Source organism: Tardiphaga sp. 42S5, from assembly GCF_034044155.1.
GTDB classification, from domain to species: Bacteria; Pseudomonadota; Alphaproteobacteria; order Rhizobiales; family Xanthobacteraceae; genus Tardiphaga; species Tardiphaga robiniae.
This window is the reverse complement of record NZ_CP139027.1, coordinates 704,093-722,512: the sequence shown is the minus strand read 5'-3', so window position 1 is coordinate 722,512 and position 18,420 is coordinate 704,093. Positions and strand designations below refer to the sequence as shown.

The 18,420-nt window shown below is 61.8% G+C and carries 16 protein-coding genes; 7 read left to right on the top strand and 9 right to left on the bottom strand.

Translation table 11 applies throughout. The features are described from left to right. Positions 1-161: 161 nt before the first annotated feature. Positions 162-2,360 (bottom strand): primosomal protein N', encoded by a 2,199-nt coding sequence (locus SFY93_RS03355; RefSeq protein WP_320446061.1) that lies wholly within the window; start codon positions 2,358-2,360, stop codon positions 162-164. 145 nt (positions 2,361-2,505) lie between these two features. Here SFY93_RS03355 and SFY93_RS03350 point away from each other — a divergent pair, with 145 nt between their 5' ends. The 3 genes from SFY93_RS03350 to SFY93_RS03340 all read left to right on the top strand — a co-directional run bounded on the left by SFY93_RS03350 (position 2,506) and on the right by SFY93_RS03340 (position 4,900). Beyond that, positions 2,506-3,138: a carboxymuconolactone decarboxylase family protein gene (locus SFY93_RS03350; protein ID WP_320446060.1), complete on the top strand. Its 633-nt coding sequence runs from the start codon at positions 2,506-2,508 to the stop codon at positions 3,136-3,138. Between the two features lie 84 nt (positions 3,139-3,222). After that, a complete protein-coding gene (locus tag SFY93_RS03345) occupies positions 3,223-4,206 on the top strand; it encodes a tyrosine recombinase XerC (RefSeq protein ID WP_320446059.1) in 984 nt (327 codons plus the stop codon). Positions 4,207-4,309: 103 nt separating this feature from the next. Next, positions 4,310-4,900: a DUF4337 domain-containing protein gene (locus SFY93_RS03340; RefSeq protein WP_068730131.1), complete on the top strand. Its 591-nt coding sequence runs from the start codon at positions 4,310-4,312 to the stop codon at positions 4,898-4,900. A 4-nt stretch (positions 4,901-4,904) separates the two neighbouring features. Here SFY93_RS03340 and SFY93_RS03335 read toward each other — a convergent pair whose 3' ends face one another. The 8 genes from SFY93_RS03335 to SFY93_RS03300 all read right to left on the bottom strand — a co-directional run bounded on the left by SFY93_RS03335 (position 4,905) and on the right by SFY93_RS03300 (position 14,206). Continuing rightward, positions 4,905-5,798: an alpha/beta fold hydrolase gene (locus SFY93_RS03335; RefSeq protein ID WP_320447682.1), complete on the bottom strand. Its 894-nt coding sequence runs from the start codon at positions 5,796-5,798 to the stop codon at positions 4,905-4,907. A 27-nt stretch (positions 5,799-5,825) separates the two neighbouring features. After that, positions 5,826-6,356 (bottom strand): hypothetical protein, encoded by a 531-nt coding sequence (locus tag SFY93_RS03330; protein ID WP_068730456.1) that lies wholly within the window; start codon positions 6,354-6,356, stop codon positions 5,826-5,828. Between the two features lie 38 nt (positions 6,357-6,394). Then, complete coding sequence (lpdA, locus tag SFY93_RS03325) at positions 6,395-7,798, bottom strand: dihydrolipoyl dehydrogenase (protein ID WP_320446058.1); 1,404 nt, start codon at positions 7,796-7,798, stop codon at positions 6,395-6,397. A gap of 45 nt (positions 7,799-7,843) precedes the next feature. Next, positions 7,844-8,590, bottom strand: a complete 747-nt coding sequence (locus SFY93_RS03320) for an SDR family oxidoreductase (protein ID WP_231078686.1) — start codon at positions 8,588-8,590, stop codon at positions 7,844-7,846. Further along, positions 8,587-9,018: a VOC family protein gene (locus SFY93_RS03315; RefSeq protein WP_320446057.1), complete on the bottom strand. Its 432-nt coding sequence runs from the start codon at positions 9,016-9,018 to the stop codon at positions 8,587-8,589. The genes SFY93_RS03320 and SFY93_RS03315 overlap by 4 nt, the downstream gene beginning before the upstream one ends. A gap of 12 nt (positions 9,019-9,030) precedes the next feature. Beyond that, positions 9,031-10,275, bottom strand: coding sequence for a 2-oxoglutarate dehydrogenase complex dihydrolipoyllysine-residue succinyltransferase (gene odhB, locus SFY93_RS03310; RefSeq protein ID WP_315839855.1), 1,245 nt, complete (start codon positions 10,273-10,275; stop codon positions 9,031-9,033). 115 nt (positions 10,276-10,390) lie between these two features. Further along, the gene (locus SFY93_RS03305) at positions 10,391-13,348 is read right to left on the bottom strand and encodes a 2-oxoglutarate dehydrogenase E1 component (protein ID WP_320446056.1); all 2,958 of its coding nucleotides are present in this window, start codon (positions 13,346-13,348) and stop codon (positions 10,391-10,393) included. Positions 13,349-13,522: 174 nt separating this feature from the next. Further along, positions 13,523-14,206, bottom strand: a complete 684-nt coding sequence (locus SFY93_RS03300) for a TetR/AcrR family transcriptional regulator (RefSeq protein WP_320446055.1) — start codon at positions 14,204-14,206, stop codon at positions 13,523-13,525. A 237-nt stretch (positions 14,207-14,443) separates the two neighbouring features. Here SFY93_RS03300 and SFY93_RS03295 point away from each other — a divergent pair, with 237 nt between their 5' ends. The 4 genes from SFY93_RS03295 to SFY93_RS03280 all read left to right on the top strand — a co-directional run bounded on the left by SFY93_RS03295 (position 14,444) and on the right by SFY93_RS03280 (position 18,281). Further along, positions 14,444-14,986, top strand: coding sequence for an OsmC family protein (locus SFY93_RS03295; protein ID WP_089263266.1), 543 nt, complete (start codon positions 14,444-14,446; stop codon positions 14,984-14,986). 67 nt (positions 14,987-15,053) lie between these two features. Beyond that, on the top strand, positions 15,054-16,193 hold the full coding sequence (locus tag SFY93_RS03290) for an acyl-CoA dehydrogenase family protein (protein WP_320446054.1): 1,140 nt from the start codon (positions 15,054-15,056) through the stop codon (positions 16,191-16,193). 145 nt (positions 16,194-16,338) lie between these two features. After that, entirely contained in the window at positions 16,339-17,217 is an 879-nt protein-coding gene (locus SFY93_RS03285) for a sulfurtransferase (protein WP_320446053.1), read from the top strand. A gap of 317 nt (positions 17,218-17,534) precedes the next feature. Then, positions 17,535-18,281 (top strand): GntR family transcriptional regulator, encoded by a 747-nt coding sequence (locus tag SFY93_RS03280; protein WP_320446052.1) that lies wholly within the window; start codon positions 17,535-17,537, stop codon positions 18,279-18,281. The last annotated feature ends 139 nt before the right edge of the window (positions 18,282-18,420 follow it).

Sequence of the window (18,420 nt, the reverse complement as noted above, 5' to 3'; positions counted from 1 at the left end):
CAAGTTCAGTAGCGTTGTGTGTGTATTGAGTAGAGTAAGCGTTGAGTAAAAGAGCCTGCTGTCATCAAAAGACAGCAGGCTTTTTTTTGGTTTTTGCGTTGTCAGTTCACACCGTCATTCCAAGTTCGCTCGCAAGAGTGAGCCTTCCGGAATGACGAAGCTCAAAGAAAGCTCTGCGGATCGACATCGACTTCGAGCTTTAGGTTGCCTGTAGGCTTTGGGCCGTGCGCCAGCCAGTCGCGGAGATAGTGCGACAGGTCGACATTGCGCGCCGACTTCACCAGCAGTCGGAAGCGATAGCGGCCTTTGATGATGGCGAGCGGTGCTTCGGCGGGGCCGAGCACCATGATGCGCTCGTCGATCGGTGCTACGGCGGCGAGCTTGCGCGCATAGCCCTCCGTGGTTGGCCGGTCGCCGCCTGAGATGATCAGGCTCGCCAGCCGACCGAAGGGTGGATAGCCCGCGCGCTCGCGGGCCTCGATCTCGCTGGCGTAAAACGCTTCGCGGTCGTTTGCGATCAGCGCCTTCATCACCGGATGTTCCGGCTGATGGGTCTGCAGATAGCCGACGCCGCGGCCCTGTTCACGTCCGGCGCGGCCGATGACCTGATTGAGCATCTGATAGGTGCGTTCCGCGGCGCGCGGATCGCCATTGCCGAGGCCCAGATCGGCGTCGATGACGCCGACCAGATTAAGCCGCGGGAAGTTATGGCCCTTGGCCACGAGTTGCGTGCCGATGATGACATCGACACGGCCCTCTGCGATCTCGGCCAGCTCCGTGCGCATCGCATCGATCGACGTAATAAGATCGCTCGACAGCACCATGGTACGTGCATCCGGAAACAGGCTCGCCGCTTCCTCTTGCAGCCGCTCGACGCCCGGCCCGACGGCGACCAGCGATTCCTCGGCCTGACAATGGGGACACTGATGTGGACGGTGCATCGAGAAGCCGCAGTGGTGACATACCAGCCGCTGGCGAAAGCGATGATCGACCAGCCAGGCATCGCAGATCGTGCAAGCGAAGCGATGTCCGCAGCCGCGGCATAGCGTCAGCGGCGCATAGCCCCGGCGATTGAGGAACAGCAACGCCTGTTCCTTGCGCTCTATGGCGATCTGGATTTTCTCGGCGAGGCGCGGTGCGATGAAGCGGCCGCGCATCGGCCCTTCGCGGCGCAGGTCGATGGCTTCGATATGCGGCATGTGCTGGCCGCCGAAGCGCGATGGCAGAGCGATGCGATGATAGCGCCCCTTGCGCGCGTTGACCTCGGACTCGACCGATGGCGTGGCAGAAGCGAGCACGATGGGGATCTTCGCAATCGATGCGCGCACCACCGCCATATCGCGGGCGTGGTAATGCGCGCCTTCGTCCTGCTTGTAGGCTTGGTCATGTTCCTCATCGACGATGATCAGGCCGAGTTTCGCGTAAGGCAGAAACAGCGCCGAACGCGCACCGACGATGACATGGGCCTCGCCATTGGCGATCGACGCCCAGTTGCGCGCGCGGGTGCGCGGTGTCAGTTCGGAATGCCACTCCAGCGGCCGCACGCCGAAGCGTTTTGAGAAGCGCTCCAGGAATTGCCCCGTCAGCGCAATTTCGGGCATCAGGATCAGCACCTGTTCGCCGCGCCTGATCACCTCGGCAACCGCCTCGAAATAGACCTCGGTCTTGCCGGAGCCGGTGACGCCGTCGAGCAAAGCGGCGTGAAAATCCCCCTTGGCGGCGAAGGTCCGCATCGCCTCGGCCGCGACGGCCTGATCGTTTGAAAAGTCCGGTTCGGCGAAGGTGGGATCAGGCGCTGGCGGCGGTAGCGCGCGGGGCATGGCTTCAATAGCAAGCGTGCCTTCATCGACGAGGCCGTCGATTACGCCGGCGCTGACGCCGGCTTCCTTGGCGGCTTCGGATTTCGCGTGCAGCAACCCGTCCGACAGGATCTCGATCAGCCGTGCGCGTGCCGAGGTCATGCGCTTGGGCACTTCGCCGACCATGCGGACGCCCATGCGCACCCGCTCCGGGCCGAGGTGCTCGCCCATCCGCAGCGTCATCTTCATGACCATGCCGCGTGCGGACAGAGTGTAATTCGCCACCCAGTCGACCAGGCTGCGCAATTCCTGCTTCAGCGGGGGGACATCGAATTTTTCGCCAACCTCTTTCAGGCGGTTGTGCAGGCGGGGGTCGGGATTGGCATTTTCTGCCCAGACCACGCCGATCACCTCGCGGGCGCCGAGTGGCACGCTGACGACATCGCCGGGCTGCAGATCGAGGCCACGAGGCACGCGATAGGAATAAGCCTGGTTCAGCGCGACCGGCACCAGCACGTCAACGACGCCAGACGATGTTTTGGTGCGCGCAGCTTCGTCCATCGGCGGAATCAGACTCGAAATGGGGTATCCGCTAACCTAAGCTCGCGGTGCGGGCCGGACCAGTGCCGGCCGTGTGGCCCGGTCTTATGACCGATGGGCCGCCACGACAATGAAACAAAAACAATAAGCCAAAGGGAGACCCTTCATGGGCCACAGGCTCGCCGGGGCAATCGCCTCATTCGTTATGTTTTCCGCCGTCGTAATGCCTGTGCTGGCGCAGGACCGGATGCCGCCGATCCCGGCCGACAAATACACCGAAGCGCAGAAGAAAGCCGCCAAGGAGTTCGCCGGCGGCCGGGGCTACGAGGTCCGTGGCCCCTTCGTGCCGCTGATTCGCAGCCCGGAAGTGATGCTGCGCGCCAAGGCGATGGGCGATCATCTCAGGTTCAAGAGCGTACTGGCGCCGCGGCTCAGCGAAATGATCATCCTGATCACCGCACGCGAATGGACCCAGCAATATGAGTGGGTTGCGCATCATGACATCGCGATCAAGGCCGGCCTGCGCAACGACATCGCCGATGCGATTGCCGATGGCCGGCGTCCTGTTGGCATGGCCGAGGACGAAGAGGCCGCCTACGACATGTCGATCGAGATCCAGCGCACCAAACGCGTGAGTGATGCGACCTGGAACAAGGCCGTCGCCAAATTCGGCGAGCAGGGCGTCATCGATCTGCTCGGGATCAATGGCTATTACACCTTCCTGGCCATGGCCATGAATGCAGCGCGAACAGGCCTCCCGGCCGGTGTCGCGGAGCCCCTGAAGCGGTTCCCGGATTGACGATGCGGGCGGTTCACCAAAGTGAAACGAGCAGGGTGTGATAATCTCCGCCCGTTCGCGTACCGCGAACTGCAAGGCATCCCGATGGCCAAGCTTTCCGACAAAAAACCAAACGCACCCGCACCTATCGATCTCATTTGCGCCGATGCTGATGTCTCGCTGCAAATGACGCGCTGGCTGTCGCATTTGCGTGCCGAGCGACGGCTGTCGCCGAAGACGCTGGAGGCTTATGCGCGGGACGTCCGGCAGTTTCTGACATTTCTCGCCGAACACTGGGGCGCGCTCGTCTCGTTGCCGCGTTTCGCCAAACTGGAAACCAGCGATGTCCGTGCCTTCATGGCGGCACGGCGTAGCGACGACATCGGCGGCCGCTCGCTGATGCGGGCGCTGGCTGGTCTGCGGTCGTTCGGGCGATTTCTGGAGCGTGAAGGCAAAGGCAACGTCGGTGCGCTGTCAGCGATACGCGCGCCGAAAATCGGCAAGAGCCTGCCGAAACCGTTGCAGATGGTCTCGGCCAAGCGCCTCGCCGATGCGGATGAGCGCGCGGGCGAAAATCGCGATCCGTGGATCTGGGCGCGCGATGCCGCGGTGATGGCGCTGCTCTATGGCTCGGGCCTGCGCATCTCCGAGGCGCTTGGCCTCAAGCGGCGCGACGTGCCGGCAGCCGGCGCGGGCGATGTGCTGATCGTCAACGGCAAGGGTAACAAGACCCGTATGGTGCCGGTGCTGCATAATGTGCTGGAGCTCGTCGCCGACTACGCCGCGCAGTGTCCGCATCCGCTCCCTGCCGATGGCCCGATGTTCGTCGGCGCGCGCGGCGGCCCGCTCAGCCCTCGGATCATCCAGTTGACCATGGAGCGGATGCGTGGCGCGCTCGGCCTGCCTGACAGCGCCACGCCACATGCACTGCGCCATTCCTTTGCCACCCATCTGCTGACTCGCGGCGGCGACCTCCGCGCGATCCAGGAATTGCTCGGTCATGCCTCGCTGTCGACCACACAGATCTATACCGGCATCGACACCGAGCGGCTGTTCGAGGTCTACAAGACCACACACCCGCGAGCGTAGGGCCGGGCAAACCCCAGCTGTAGTAGAAGTGTCATGAGCTGCCCCTTGCGAAGTCGCCACGGTTCGGTCAAATCGACACATCGACCAACCGGAGGGGATTACGATGGGTGCGCACGAAAGTATGGAGCACGCGGAGCATGCCGAGCATGCGTCCGGCTCGAACAAGAATATTGCACTGCTGATTGCCGTGATCGCGCTGTTTCTGGCGTTCTCGGAAACCCTCGGCAAGGGTGCGCAAACCGAATCTATCAGCAAGAACGTCGAGGCATCCAACCTCTGGGCGTTCTTCCAGGCCAAAAGCATCCGCCGCACCGTCGTTCAGGCGACGTCGGACCAGGCCAGGCTCAGCCTCGGCCTGATGGGTGACGATGCCGCCAAGGCCGCACTGTCCAAGCAGATCGACGACTGGAAGAAGACCGCGGATCGTTATCGCTCCGAGCCGGAGACCGGCGAAGGCTCCGAACAGCTCGCCGCCCGTGCCAAGGAAGCCGAGCATGCGCGCGACCTCGCAATGGCGCGTTATCATCACTATGAAGTGGCCTCCGCCGCATTCCAGATCGGCATCGTGCTGGCATCGGCCACGATCATCACCGGCATGATCGCGCTAGCCTGGGTATCAGGTGCACTGGCGATTGCCGGTGTCGCCTTCACGGCGATCGGCCTGTTCGCGCCGCATGCGGTTCATCTCATGTAATGACTTAAGCCGAAGCGGTCCGGCATAGCTGCAGGATCGCTTCGGCAAAGGCCTTGGGCGCTTCCTGCGGTACATTGTGGCCAACGCCCGCGATGACGCGGCGCTCGTAAGGGCCCGTAAAATACTGGCCGTGATTCTCGGAATTCTTTACGGGTCCAATGCCGTCGTCAGCGCCGTGCAGAACGATAGTCGGGACATCGATCTTCGGCTGCGTCGCAAGCTGGGTCTCCAGAAAAGCATAATTCGGATCGCCGGCGACGCTGCCGGTACGGTGCATATAAGAGTGCACGACCACATCGACGAAGTCATCGTTGTCGAAGGCCGATGCCGAGCGCTCGAATGTGGCGTCGTCGAACGCCCATCTGGGCGACCACATCTTCCAGAGCAGTTTGGCTAGTGCGTCGCGGTTCTGGATCAGGCCGTTGCGGCCGCGTTCGGTATGGAAATAATACTGATACCACTGTCGCGCTTCCTGCTCGGGAGCGGATGGCCGCGCCGCATTCGTCAGGTCCTGGATGTTGTAGCCGGTGCAACTGACGAGACCGTGCACGCGTTCGGGCCATAGCGCAGAGACGACACAGGCCGCGCGGCCGCCCCAATCATAGCCTGCGACGACAGCCTTGCCGATACGCAGCGCGTCCATCAGCTCCAGCAGATCCTGTCCGAGCGCAGCCTGTTGCCCCGAGCGGATGGTCGCGCTGGAAAGAAACCGCGTCGGCCCATAGCCGCGCAGATAGGGCACGATGGTGCGGAAGCCGGCGGTGTTGATGATGTCGACCGCGTCGTCATAGCCTCTGATGTCATAGGGAAAACCATGCATCAGCAGGACGGGTAGGCCGTCATTCGGTCCGCTATGTTCATAAGCAATATCGAGAAGGGGAGTTTGGATGTGTGCCAGTTCAGCCAAGTCGTTCTCCCGTTCGATCTACCGTGCCGAATGCGCCCGATGACGCAGCCGTTGTACCAGACGCATCCAACGCGACGATGAATTGGAGCGGAACATCGCCATCGTCGCCTTGATTCTTGCAGTCACAGGCGCGACCAATTCGCCGGCCCGGCGGCGGATGTCGAGAACGAATTCGTAGAGCTTCCGAAACCAGTTCATCTGCAACAGCTTCGGCCGTGTCACATCGAAGATGAACGCGGCGACGCCGACGCCGAGAAACTTGCTGAATACGATGAGCGCGAAAGCGCTGATCCAATACTGATGCATAAGCAGCCAGGCGCCGGCCAGTTTCAACGGAAACAGCAGGATCGCCGGAATAACAAACACGACCAGCGTCAACATTGGCGACAGCCGCGCGATTCGCGCGGCCAGCCATTCCTTGAATGCGCGCAGCGGTATCGCTGCAACGATGCGTGCGACGACCGGTTCGAGATGATCCCACAGCCACGCTTCGATCAGGAAGATCAAAGCGAGGAAGAACCATAGCGGCTGCAGCACGCGTCGCATCATGGTGTTCGTCTCCCAGCCGGCGTCGCGCCGGCCGTGACTCACATATGGATAGCGCGCTTGGCTACCGCAAATGCCGCTTCCTTCACCGCCTCGGAGCGGGTCGGATGGGCATGGCAGGTGCGGGCCAGATCTTCGGCGGAACCGCCGAATTCCATCAGCACGCAGGCTTCATGGATCATTTCGCCGACTTCGCGGCCGATCATATGCACGCCGAGCACGCGATCGGTCTTCGCATCTGCGAGAATCTTCACGAAACCATCGGTGGTCTGGTTGACCTTGGAGCGGCCATTGGCAGTGAACGGGAACTTGCCGACATTGTAAGCGATACCGGCAGCCTTGAGCTCTTCCTCGGTCTTGCCGACGGCGGCGACTTCCGGCGTGGTGTAGACCACGCCCGGGATTACGTCATAGTTCACGTGGCCGGCCTGGCCTGCAAGAATCTCGGCGCAGGCAACGCCTTCGTCTTCCGCCTTGTGCGCCAGCATCGGGCCCGCAACGACGTCGCCGATCGCGTAGATGCCCTTCACGTTGCTCGAGAAGTGATGGTCGATCTTGACGCGGCCGCGCTCATCGAGCTCGACACCTGCTTCCTTGAGACCGAGCGCTTCGGTGTAAGCCACGCGTCCGATCGCCACGAGAATCACATCGGCTTCGAGTGCTTCAGCAGCGCCGCCTGCAGCTGGCTCGATCTGCGCCTTCAGCTTCTTGCCCGACGTATCGACACCGGTGACCTTGGCGCCGAGCTTGAAGGTCATGCCCTGCTTCTCGAGCATGCGCTGGAACTGCTTGGCGACTTCGCCATCCATGCCGGGCAGGATACGGTCGAGGAATTCCACGACGGTGACTTCGGCGCCGAGGCGGCGCCACACCGAGCCGAGTTCGAGGCCGATCACGCCGGCGCCGACCACGATCATCTTCTCCGGCACCTTGTCGAGGGACAGCGCGCCGGTCGACGACACGATGCGCTTCTCGTCGATCTCGATGCCCTTCAGCTTGGCGACGTCAGAGCCGGTAGCGATGACAATGTTCTTTGTCTCCAGCGTCTGGGCCTTGCCGTCGGCGCCGCTGACTTCGACCTTGCCGGTGCCGAGCACACGGCCGGTACCCATCACGACATCGATCTTGTTCTTCTTCATCAGGAATTCGACGCCCTTGACGTTGCCGTCGATGCCCTGCTGCTTGAAGTTCATCAGCGCGGGAAGATCGAGCGTCGGGGCAGACACCTTGATGCCCATTTTGGCGAAGGAGTGGCCGGCTTCCTCAAAAAGCTCCGACGAATAGAGCAAAGCCTTCGAGGGCATGCAGCCGATGTTCAGGCAGGTGCCGCCCAGCGTGCTGTTCTTCTCGACGACGGCGACCTTCATGCCGAGCTGCGCGGCGCGAATCGCACAGACATAACCACCGGGTCCGGTGCCGATAACAACGAGGTCGTAAGAAGCCATGATGCAGTCCTGTATTGTCTTCAGATGATATGGGGCGTCAGGGCCTCAGCGGCCACCGGACACGTCGAGAATGGTGGATGTGACGTAGGAAGCCTCGTCCGACAGCAACCAGACGATAGCATTGGCAACTTCATCCGCAGTACCGACGCGCTTCATCGGGACGTTGACGGAAAGACGATGCGCGCGATCCGGCTCGCCGCCTGATGCGTGGATATCAGTATCGATCAAACCGGGCCGAATGCCGGCAACGCGAATCCCTTCGGCTGCGACTTCGTGTCCCAATCCGATGGTGAAGGAGTCGATCGCGCCTTTCGACGCGGCATAGTCGACATAGGTGTTCGGCGCGCCCAGTTTGGCGGCTACCGATGACAGATTGACGATGACGCCGCCCTTGCCGCCATGCTTGGTCGACATCCGTTTCACGGCTTCGCGGGCGCAGAGAATGCTTCCGGTGACATTCACCGTCATCATGTTGGCGATGCGTTCGGCAGTCATCTGATCGACGCGGATGGAAGGGCCGACAATGCCGGCATTGTTGACCAGGGCGCCGAGAGGACCAAAGGCGTCCGCTGCCTTGAACAGCGCAAGAATGTCAGCCTCGGAGCCGACATCGCATTTCACCGCGATGGCCTTGCCGTTGGTCGCTTCGATCTTCGAAACGACCTCGTTGGCGGCGGCTTCGTTGCTGGCATAGCCGACGACGACCTTGAAGCCACGTGAGGCCGCCAGCAGCGCGGTGGAACGACCGATGCCGCGGCTTCCGCCGGTAATGATGACGACGTTGTCGCTCATGCGTCGCTCCCGGTGAGTGCGGCGTTGAAGGACCAGATGTGTCCGAACGGATCGCGAATGGTGCCGTAGCGGGCCCCCCAGAAAACATCCTGAGGCGCCATCACGACTTCTGCTCCCGATGTTTCCGCGCGGGCGATCGCGGCGTCGACATCTTCTGGCTTGGGCAGATTGATATTGATCGTCATGCCGGCGCCGCCGCGGGTCTGCGGCGACAGGATGTGGCCACCAAACTCGGGAAATTCGTCATGCAGCATAACTTCGCTGCCGAACATTTCGAGATTGGCGTGCATGACCCGCTTGCCGTCGTCGGCCATTGCGTGGAACGGACACTTCGCGCCAAGCGCCTTCTCATAGAAGGCAATGGCCTCAAGCCCACCCTTGACGCAAAGGTGGGCCTGAATTGGCGGAGGGTTCGGTCCGAACGCCATGGCGACCTCGGGTTAGAGATCCAGAACGAGACGGGCCGGATCTTCCAGGCTTTCCTTGACGCGGACGAGGAAGGTCACGGCTTCCTTGCCGTCGATGACGCGGTGATCGTAGGACACCGCCAGATACATCATCGGGCGGATCTCGATCTTGCCGCCGACCACGACCGGACGTTCCTGGATCTTGTGCATGCCGAGGATGGCCGACTGCGGCGCATTCAGGATCGGCGTCGACATCAGCGAACCGTAGATGCCGCCATTGGTGATGGTGAATGTGCCGCCCTGCATTTCGTCGATCTTGAGCTGGCCGTCACGGGCGCGCTTGCCGAAATCTGCAATGGTCTTTTCGATGTCGGAGATCGACTTGGTATCGCAGTCGCGCACCACGGGAACGACGAGGCCCTTGTCAGTGCCGACGGCAACGCCGACGTGATAGTAGTTCTTGTAGATGAGGTCGGAGCCATCGATCTCGGCATTCACGGCCGGAATATCCTTCAGTGCCTGCACGCAGGCCTTGGTGAAGAAGCCCATGAAGCCGAGCTTGGTGCCGTGCTTCTTCTCGAACACATCCTTGTACTGCGAGCGCAGCGCCATCACGTTGGTCATGTCGACCTCGTTGAAAGTCGTCAGCATCGCGGCGGTGTTCTGCACGTCCTTGAGGCGGCGCGCGATGGTCTGGCGCAGGCGCGTCATTTTCACGCGCTCTTCGCGGGCAGCGTCGTCAGCGGGTGACGGCGCACGTACCTGCACGGCGGCGGCAGACTGATTGATCGGCGTCGGTGCCGACGCAGCCTTTTCGATCGCAGCGAGCATGTCGCCCTTGGTCACGCGGCCATCCTTGCCCGAGCCGGGGACGGTGGCGGCATCGATGCCGCTCTCTGCCGAGATCTTGCGGACCGACGGCGCCAGCGGTGCATCGACGGGTGCGGACTTCTGAGCGGGAGCAGGTGCAGCCGCGGCGGGTGCGGCGGCCGGAGCCGGGGCAGCGGGCTTTGCGGGAGCTGCAGCCGGCTTGGCGCCGCCGGCGCCATCGGTGATCTGGCCGAGCAGTGCGCCGACGGCGACGGTCTCGCCGTCCTTGGCAACGATCTCGCCGAGCACGCCAGCGGACGGCGCGGGCACTTCGATCGTGACCTTGTCGGTCTCGAGTTCGACCAACGGCTCGTCAACGGCGACGGCATCGCCAGCCTTCTTGAACCAGCGGCCGATGGTGGCTTCCGTCACGGATTCGCCGAGCGTGGGAACGCGAATTTCAGTCATTGTCTATTTCCTCTTGTGGCGTGGCGACCGCTCGGTCATCCCTGCCTGAACTTGAAATCAATGGGGATATGCGAATGCCCCGCGGGTGCGGGGCATTCGCCAACAGAATGGAGGCTTAGCCGAGCGCTTCGTCGAGGAAGGCCTTGAGCTGGGCGAGATGCTTGGACATCAGGCCGGTGGCGGTCGCCGCAGATGCGGCGCGGCCGGCGTAACGCGGACGCTTGTGGGTGGCGTTGATCTGGTTGAGCACCCATTCGAGATACGGCTCGATGAAGTGCCAGCCGCCCATGTTGCGCGGCTCTTCCTGACACCAGACGAATTCCGCACCCTTGAAGCGGGTCAACTCCTGCACCAGCGTCTTCAGCGGCACCGGATAGAGCTGCTCGATGCGCATCAGGTAGACGTCGTCGATGCCGCGCTTCTCGCGCTCCTCGTAGAGATCGTAATAGACCTTGCCGGAGCACAGCACGACGCGACGGATCTTGTTGTCGGCGGTGAGCTTGATCTTCTCGTCCGGCAGCTTCTCCGCATCGTCGAACAGCACGCGATGGAACGAGGTGTCGGCACCGAGTTCGCTGAGCTTCGACACCGCACGCTTGTGGCGCAGCAGCGACTTCGGCGTCATGACGATCAGCGGCTTGCGAATCTCACGCTTCAACTGACGACGCAGCATGTGGAAGTAGTTGGCCGGAGTGGTCGGATAGACCACCTGCATGTTGTCTTCCGCGCACATCTGCAGGAAACGCTCAAGGCGTGCGGAGGAATGCTCCGGGCCTTGGCCTTCATAGCCATGCGGCAGCAGGCAGACGAGGCCCGACATACGCAGCCACTTGCGTTCACCCGAGGAGATGAACTGGTCGAACAGCACCTGTGCGCCGTTGGCGAAGTCGCCGAACTGCGCTTCCCAGATGGTCAGCGCCTTCGGCTCGGCCAGCGAGTAGCCGTATTCGAATCCGAGCACGGCTTCTTCGGACAGCAGCGAGTTGATGACCTCGTAGTGACCCTGGTCGGGCTTGAGGTGGTTGAACGGCGTGTAGCGGCTTTCGTCTTCCTGGTCGAACAGCACCGAATGGCGCTGCGAGAAGGTGCCGCGCTCGCTATCCTGGCCGGACAGGCGAACGTGGTGGCCTTCTTCCATGAGCGTGCAGAAGGCGAGCGCCTCGCCCGTCGCCCAGTCGATGCCTTCGCCACTATCGATCGCCTTGGCGCGGGTATCGAGGAAACGCTGCACCGTGCGATGAACGCGGAAACCATCGGGCACCTTGGTGATCTTGGCGCCAATCGCCTTCAGCGTGTTGACGTCGACACCGGTGATGCCACGGCGGGGATCTTCTTCCTGGTCGGCATATTTGAAGCCAGCCCACTTGCCGTCGAGCCAGTCAGCCTTGTTCGGCTTGTAGCCGGCGCCGGCTTCGAGTTCGGCATCGAGACGGGCGCGCCAGTCGGCCTTCGCCTTATCGACTTCGCCTTCGGTCATCACGCCATCGGCGATGATGCGCTTGGCATAGATATCCAGCGTCGACTGATGCGCGCCGATCTTCTTGTACATCACCGGCTGGGTGAACGCCGGTTCGTCGCCTTCGTTATGGCCGTGGCGGCGATAGCAGAACATGTCGATGACGACAGGCTTGTGGAACTTCTGCCGGAACTCGATCGCGATCTTGGCGGCGAACACCACCGCTTCCGGATCGTCGCCGTTCACGTGGAAGATCGGAGCATCGATCATCTTCGCGACGTCGGACGGATAGGGCGACGAACGGGAGTAACGCGGATAGGTGGTGAAGCCGATCTGGTTGTTGACGATGAAGTGGATCGAACCGCCGGTGCGATAGCCCTTCAGGTCCGACAGCGCGAAGCATTCCGCGACCACGCCCTGGCCTGCGAAGGCCGCATCGCCATGCATCAGCAGCGGCAGCACGGAAATGCGCTGGTCCGGCGGATCGCCGTTCTGGTCCTGCTTGGCGCGGACCTTTCCGAGCACCACGGGATCGACGATTTCGAGATGCGACGGGTTCGCCGTCAGCGACAGATGGATATTGTTGTTGTCGAACTCGCGATCCGACGAGGCGCCGAGGTGATACTTGACGTCACCCGAGCCTTCGACCTCGTCCGGATTGGCCGAACCGCCCTTGAATTCATGGAACAGCGCGCGGTGCGGCTTGCCCATCACCTGGGTCAACACATTGAGGCGACCGCGATGTGGCATGCCGACGACGATGTCACGGACACCGAGGCTGCCGCCGCGCTTGATGATCTGTTCCAGCGCCGGGATCAGTGATTCGCCGCCGTCGAGGCCGAAGCGCTTGGTACCGGTGAACTTGACGTCGCAAAACTTCTCGAAGCCGTCGGCTTCGACCAGCTTCTGGAGGATGGCGCGGCGGCCTTCCGGCGTGAAGCTGATTTCCTTGTCCGGGCCTTCGATACGTTCCTGGATCCACGCCTTCTGTGCCCGGTTGGAAATGTGCATGAACTCGACGCCGAGGGTCTGGCAGTAGGTGCGCTGCAGGATCGCAACGATCTCGCGCAGCGTGCCGTATTCGAGGCCGATGACGTTATCGAGGAAGATCTTGCGGTCGTAGTCGGCATCGGTGAAGCCGTAGGAGCGCGGATCGAGTTCCTCATGATCCTTCTGGCCTTCGATGCCCAGCGGATCGAGATTGGCGTGGAAGTGACCGCGCATGCGGAAGGCGCGGATCAGCATAAGCGCGCGCACCGAATCGCGGGTCGCCTGATTGATGTCGCCGGTCGGGACGGCAGCACCGGGCTGCGCGGTCTTGGCGGCGAGCTTCGCGCCCATCACCTTCTCGACCTGGGCCCAGTTGCCGTCCATGGCGGAGGTCAGGTCGTCCTTGGGCGTCAGCGGCCAGTTGGCCTTCTCCCAGGACGGGCCTTCGGCGTTCTTCTGAACGTCGGCGGGCGAGTCCTTCAGGCTCTTGAAGAACTCCTGCCACTCGGCGTCGACCGAGGAGGGGTCCTTTTCGTAACGGGCATAGAGTTCGTCGATGTAAGTGGCGTTTGCGCCTTGCAGAAATGAGGAGAGTGCAAAGGCGGCGTTCGCGTCCTGGCGAGACATGATGGCGTCCTGATTTGGTATCGCGCGGAAATTTTAGCGAGGGCTGATCCGGTTGCCGGACCATCCTAAAGTCGAGCGAGCTTCTACCCTATTTAATCCGAATGTGCGCCCTGAAAAGCACGAAGAACTGAATATTTCGTCAATTCTTTGTGCGCGAGATTTTGTCCGCTGATTTCAGTCGACGACACTAAGGTCTTCCTTGGCCAAAGCTGCAGCGCCTCCTTGCAGTCCGGCGCGCCGGGTGCGGCGGATTTTGGGCGGTCCGCAGGCCTCGTCGAGCAGGGCATTGGCGGCCAGGCCGGCGGCATCCGCGACTGAGGGATCGCGGGTCACCATGGCGGCGACGATGGCGCCGTCCATCAGGAGGCCGATCTGGTGCGCGAGAAAGTCCGGCTTCTTGGCGCCGGCAGCCTCGGCCAGTCCGGAAATGTGCTTGAGAACGAACGATTTATGCCGGATCGTGATGTCGCGCAGCCGGGTTTCGTCCTTGGCGTGCTCGCCGACTGCATTGATGAAAACACAGCCGTAATAGGTCTCTTCGGCAAACCAGCTCTTCAGCGCGGGGAAGATCGAATCCAGCTTTTCACGCGGGGTTTTGGCGCGTTCCACGGCTGCAATGAACCAGCCGCGCCAGGTCTCGCTCTCCGCCCTGAGCACGGCGTCGACCAGATCGTCCTTCGATTTGAAGTTCTTGTAGAGCGTGGTTTTGGCCGTTCCGGCCTCGCTGACAATGGCGTCGATGCCGGTGGCATTGATGCCATTTTTGCAGAACAGCCTTGTCGCTGCGACCATCAGCCGCTCGCGCGGCGTCACCTGCGGAATACTGCTGTCGACGGCCTGCGGCATCGCATCGGTCATGCCCTGTCATATGTCATGCGGCGCGCGACGTGCAAGCGATCATCGGTTCCTGACCAATATTCGAGCCGGTAAGCGCCGATTTGGCGCGTTAAGCGGCAACCCAGCCGCTGCACGTTTCTTCACCAAACGCCCAACTCGCTGATATGGCGATGTTTTCTCCATTGGCGGTCGCTGGCACGCTTTCTGCAAAGCTACAGAACGTTCTGTATCTTTGATCTTTCCAAGGGAGAAAACCACATGACCGCTGTTGCCGCCAAAACCGCCCTGACCGGCTGCCTCGCGCCGATCGACAAAGGCGGCCTCGAACAGCTGATCGCCAACGGCAAAGCCAATCCCAATGTCATCAAGACGCTGAAGTGCAAGACGGTGGCCGAGGGCAAATTCCGCCACGCCAACTACATCCGCAACCTGCCGCCCTACATCGTCGATGAGCCGCCGGCGCTGCTCGGCGACGACACCGCGCCGAATCCGTCGGAAGCGTCCCTGGCAGCGCTCGGCTCCTGCATCGCCGTCGGCCTGCACGCCAATGCCGTGCATCGCGGCTGGACCGTCAACAAACTCGAACTGCAGCTCGAAGGCGATCTGAATATCACGGCTGTCTGGGGCACCGGCGACATCAGCGAGAAGCCGGTCGGCTTCACCGATGTGCGCATCAAGGTCGACATGGAATGCGAAGGCGTTCCCCAGGCCGAGATCGATGCGCTGATCACCCACGTCAAGAAGTGGTCGCCCGTCGCCAACACGTTTACGCGCCCGGTCAATCTCGAAGTCTCTGCCTGAATGTGAGTTAGCGCGGCCGCAGCGATGCGGCCGCGGTCTCTCTTCCCTGTGCGTGACGGAGATCGACATGACCACGACGGCAGTGCTGCGGAAATCGGATGATGTTGAGGTGACGGACGACACGCCGTCGCTCGTCGAACGAATAGCTGCCGTCGCGCGCACCGATCTTTCACCGATCGCATTGGAGATCGATGAAGGCACGATCTATCCGGATCAGGCGCTACGTCATCTCGGCGATGTCGGTGCCTGGTCTGCGCACGCGGATCTCCGCGAGACGATCGCGGGCATCACCACCATCGGCGAAACCTGTGGTTCGACTGCTTTCATGGCATGGTGTCAGAACACGCTGGTCTGGTACATCCTCAACTCCGATAACGCCGCGCTGAAGGCGAAATATCTGAGCGATGCCGCTGGCGGTAAACTGCTCGGCGGCACCGGCCTCTCCAATCCGATGAAGAGCTTCTTCGGCATCGAGAAGCTGAAGCTGAAAGGCCGACGCGCCGATGGCGGCTATATCGTGCGCGGTGCACTGCCATGGGTGTCGAATCTCGGCCCCGACCATCTGTTCGGCACCATCTTCGAACTCGATGACGGCTCCGGCGAGAAGGTGATGTTCCTCGCCGATTGCGCCGACGAGAATCTCTCGCTGACCCCGTGCAAGCCGTTCCTCGCGATGGACGGCACCGGTACCTATGCCGTGCAGTTCCGCGATGTCTTCATTCCCCACGATCAGGTGCTCGCGGCACCGGCGATGCCTTTCGTGAAGAAGATTCGCGCGGGGTTTATCCTGATGCAGATGGGCATGGGCCTCGGGCTGGTGCGCGATTGCGTTGCCATCATGGAGAGCGTCAAGCCGTCGCTCGCCCACGTCAATTGCTTCCTGCCGCAGCAGCCCGAGGATTTCGCAGGGCTTCTCGCGAAGATGGAGGCCGAGACGATGATGCTCGCGGCCACACCCTTTGACACGAGCAATGCCTATTGGCGCAGCGTCGTCGAACTGCGTCTGCGCGCGGGTGATGCCGCCGTCGCCGCAGCCCATGCCGCGATGCTGCATTGTGGCGCGCGCGGCTATCTCAAATCGCACCGCGCCCAGCGCCGGCTGCGTGAAGCCTATTTCGTGGCGATCGTCACCCCCGCCACCAAGCAGCTCAGAAAAATGCTCGCAGACAATGCGCGCGACACTCAGGGAGACCAGGGCGGGGCGTGATCCCGATCATGGCAATGATCCCGGTCATGCCAATGATCGCGATCATGCGAATGATCGATCACGCGAACGGAAGGCGAATTGACTTAAGTCACGGCGAAACGACAGGCGATCCAGCACAAACGGTTCAACACAGTGGAGGCTTTCAATGGCTGAAGTTCTCATTTCCGCAGACGACCTCGTCACGTTCATGAAGTCAGAACCGTGTGTCATCATCGACACGCGCAATCCCGACGCCTATGCGGCCGGGCATATTCCCGGCGCCGTCAATCTCCATGAGATTTTCACGTTCCTCGCCACCTCGACGCCGGAAGGCATGGACGAGCTGAAGACAAAATTCGCTGCCGCCTTCGGCGGTGCCGGCCTGTCCGGCAGCGAGACTGCGGTGATCTACGAACAGTCGATGAATTCAGGCTTCGGCCAGTCCTGCCGCGGTTACTTCCTGCTGGAATTCCTCGGCTATCCCAGGATCAAGGTGCTGCATGGCGGCTTTGAAGCCTGGACCATGAAGGGCCTGCCGACCACCACGGATGTTCCGACACCGACAGCAGCATCCTTCGCCATCAAGCCGGAAGCCGGTTCGATCCTGATCGATGCCGCGACCATGCAGGCCGCACTTGGCAATCCGTCGATCGCGATCCTCGACGTGCGCGATGTCGACGAGTGGATCGGCGAGAGCTCGTCGCCCTATGGCCGGGATTTCTGCCCGCGCATGGGCCGCATTCCCGGCGCCGTCTGGATCGAGTGGTACCGCATGATGAAGCCGACACCGGAAGGCCCGCGCTTCAAGTCGAAGAACGAGATTTTGGCCGAATGCGCCACCGTCGGCATCACGCCGTCGACGACTGTCTACCTCTACTGCTTCAAGGGCGCGCGGGCGTCCAACACGTTCCTCGCGCTGAAGAATGCCGGCGTCGCCGATGTGCGGATGTATTTCGGCTCGTGGAACGAATGGTCGCGCGACACGAAGTATCCGATCGAGGAAGGCTTGCCGGTGGTCGGCGAGAAACAGGCCGTGGCAGCGTAACGCCTACGCGTGTATTCACTCAACTATCGTCGCCCGGCCTCGCGCGCTGTTGCGCGCTTGGACCGGGCGATCCAGTATTCCGTGGTGTTTGTGACTGATCACAGGCGATAGAGTTTATCGGAGCGCCCCTGCTTGTCCGCCAAGGGCTCGTCATTGACCTACATGGTGATGTGAAGTTTCGGCAGGTCGAGATGCCGACGCGGGATATCGGATTGCATACGTAAATCGTGTGGGGGGTCTCCATCAAACACGTTTCTTTGCAATAAGGCGGGTGCACGCTAGATTGCCGCGCGCCTGATACTGAAAGCGGAGAAAACATGAAACCGGTCGCGGTGCCTACGGCGGGAACGCGTGCTCAGCTGCCGCAACCAATGCTCTCGCGCCGAATCCCTTTCGCCAGGCAGGTCGCCGATACGCTGCGGGACATGATCATTCGCGGCGAGATACCGCCCGGCGGACGCATTATCGAGCGGACACTGTGCGAGCAAATCAAGGTGTCGCGGACACCGCTTCGCGAAGCGCTCAAGCTCCTCGAAGTCGAAGGCCTTGTCGAGCTCTCCCAAAACAGGGGCGCTCGCATCATGTCCTTCACACAAACGGAAGCGCGCAACCTGTTCGAAGTCATCGCGGGGCTTGAGAGCCTCGCTGCGGAGTTGGCCGTCACGCGCATTGGAGCGGCCGACCTTGCCACGCTGGACGACATGCACGAACGGATGTGCAGACACTATGCGCGCCGGGAGAAGGATCCGTATTTCGAACTCAACAGTGCCATTCATGACACGATCGTGCGGGCATCCGAAAATCCCGAGCTCATCGCAACCCACGCGGGCTTGATGCTGCGGGCCCGTCGCGGGCGGTATATGGCGATCCTTGATCCATTTCGCTGGCAAGAGTCGGTCGCGGAGCACACAGCCGCGATGGCGGCTTTTCATGCGCGCGACCCGGAACGCGCACGGTTGGTTTGGCGTAAGCACCTGTTACGAACAGGCGAAACCGTGTGCAGCGTATTGAACAGCGAGACGAAACCGTCCGCTGCTGCGACTGAACCTGACGCTGCCGGTTAGACCCATGTCCCGGCTACGATCGTGCTCGGCTGGCTAGCCGTCGCTCGTGGCGCCTAATTGGGCGAGCGCTGCACATCGAAAAGTCGGGCCTCCCCCGCCAATCAATCAATGTAATGAAATTATTCGTATATTTACGATG

Bases quoted from the DNA above. Each gene is read 5' to 3' on its own strand.
- odhB (WP_315839855.1), bottom strand. From the start codon at position 10,275: ATGACTGAAATTCGCGTTCCCACGCTCGGCGAATCCGTGACGGAAGCC.
- SFY93_RS03330 (WP_068730456.1), bottom strand. From the start codon at position 6,356: ATGATGCGACGCGTGCTGCAGCCGCTATGGTTCTTCCTCGCTTTGATC.
- SFY93_RS03340 (WP_068730131.1), top strand. From the start codon at position 4,310: ATGGGTGCGCACGAAAGTATGGAGCACGCGGAGCATGCCGAGCATGCG.
- SFY93_RS03285 (WP_320446053.1), top strand. From the start codon at position 16,339: ATGGCTGAAGTTCTCATTTCCGCAGACGACCTCGTCACGTTCATGAAG.
- SFY93_RS03300 (WP_320446055.1), bottom strand. From the start codon at position 14,206: ATGACCGATGCGATGCCGCAGGCCGTCGACAGCAGTATTCCGCAGGTG.
- lpdA (WP_320446058.1), bottom strand. From the start codon at position 7,798: ATGGCTTCTTACGACCTCGTTGTTATCGGCACCGGACCCGGTGGTTAT.
- SFY93_RS03345 (WP_320446059.1), top strand. From the start codon at position 3,223: ATGGCCAAGCTTTCCGACAAAAAACCAAACGCACCCGCACCTATCGAT.
- SFY93_RS03350 (WP_320446060.1), top strand. From the start codon at position 2,506: ATGGGCCACAGGCTCGCCGGGGCAATCGCCTCATTCGTTATGTTTTCC.
- SFY93_RS03315 (WP_320446057.1), bottom strand. From the start codon at position 9,018: ATGGCGTTCGGACCGAACCCTCCGCCAATTCAGGCCCACCTTTGCGTC.
- SFY93_RS03280 (WP_320446052.1), top strand. From the start codon at position 17,535: ATGAAACCGGTCGCGGTGCCTACGGCGGGAACGCGTGCTCAGCTGCCG.
- SFY93_RS03355 (WP_320446061.1), bottom strand. From the start codon at position 2,360: ATGGACGAAGCTGCGCGCACCAAAACATCGTCTGGCGTCGTTGACGTG.
- SFY93_RS03290 (WP_320446054.1), top strand. From the start codon at position 15,054: ATGACCACGACGGCAGTGCTGCGGAAATCGGATGATGTTGAGGTGACG.
- SFY93_RS03305 (WP_320446056.1), bottom strand. From the start codon at position 13,348: ATGTCTCGCCAGGACGCGAACGCCGCCTTTGCACTCTCCTCATTTCTG.
- SFY93_RS03320 (WP_231078686.1), bottom strand. From the start codon at position 8,590: ATGAGCGACAACGTCGTCATCATTACCGGCGGAAGCCGCGGCATCGGT.
- SFY93_RS03295 (WP_089263266.1), top strand. From the start codon at position 14,444: ATGACCGCTGTTGCCGCCAAAACCGCCCTGACCGGCTGCCTCGCGCCG.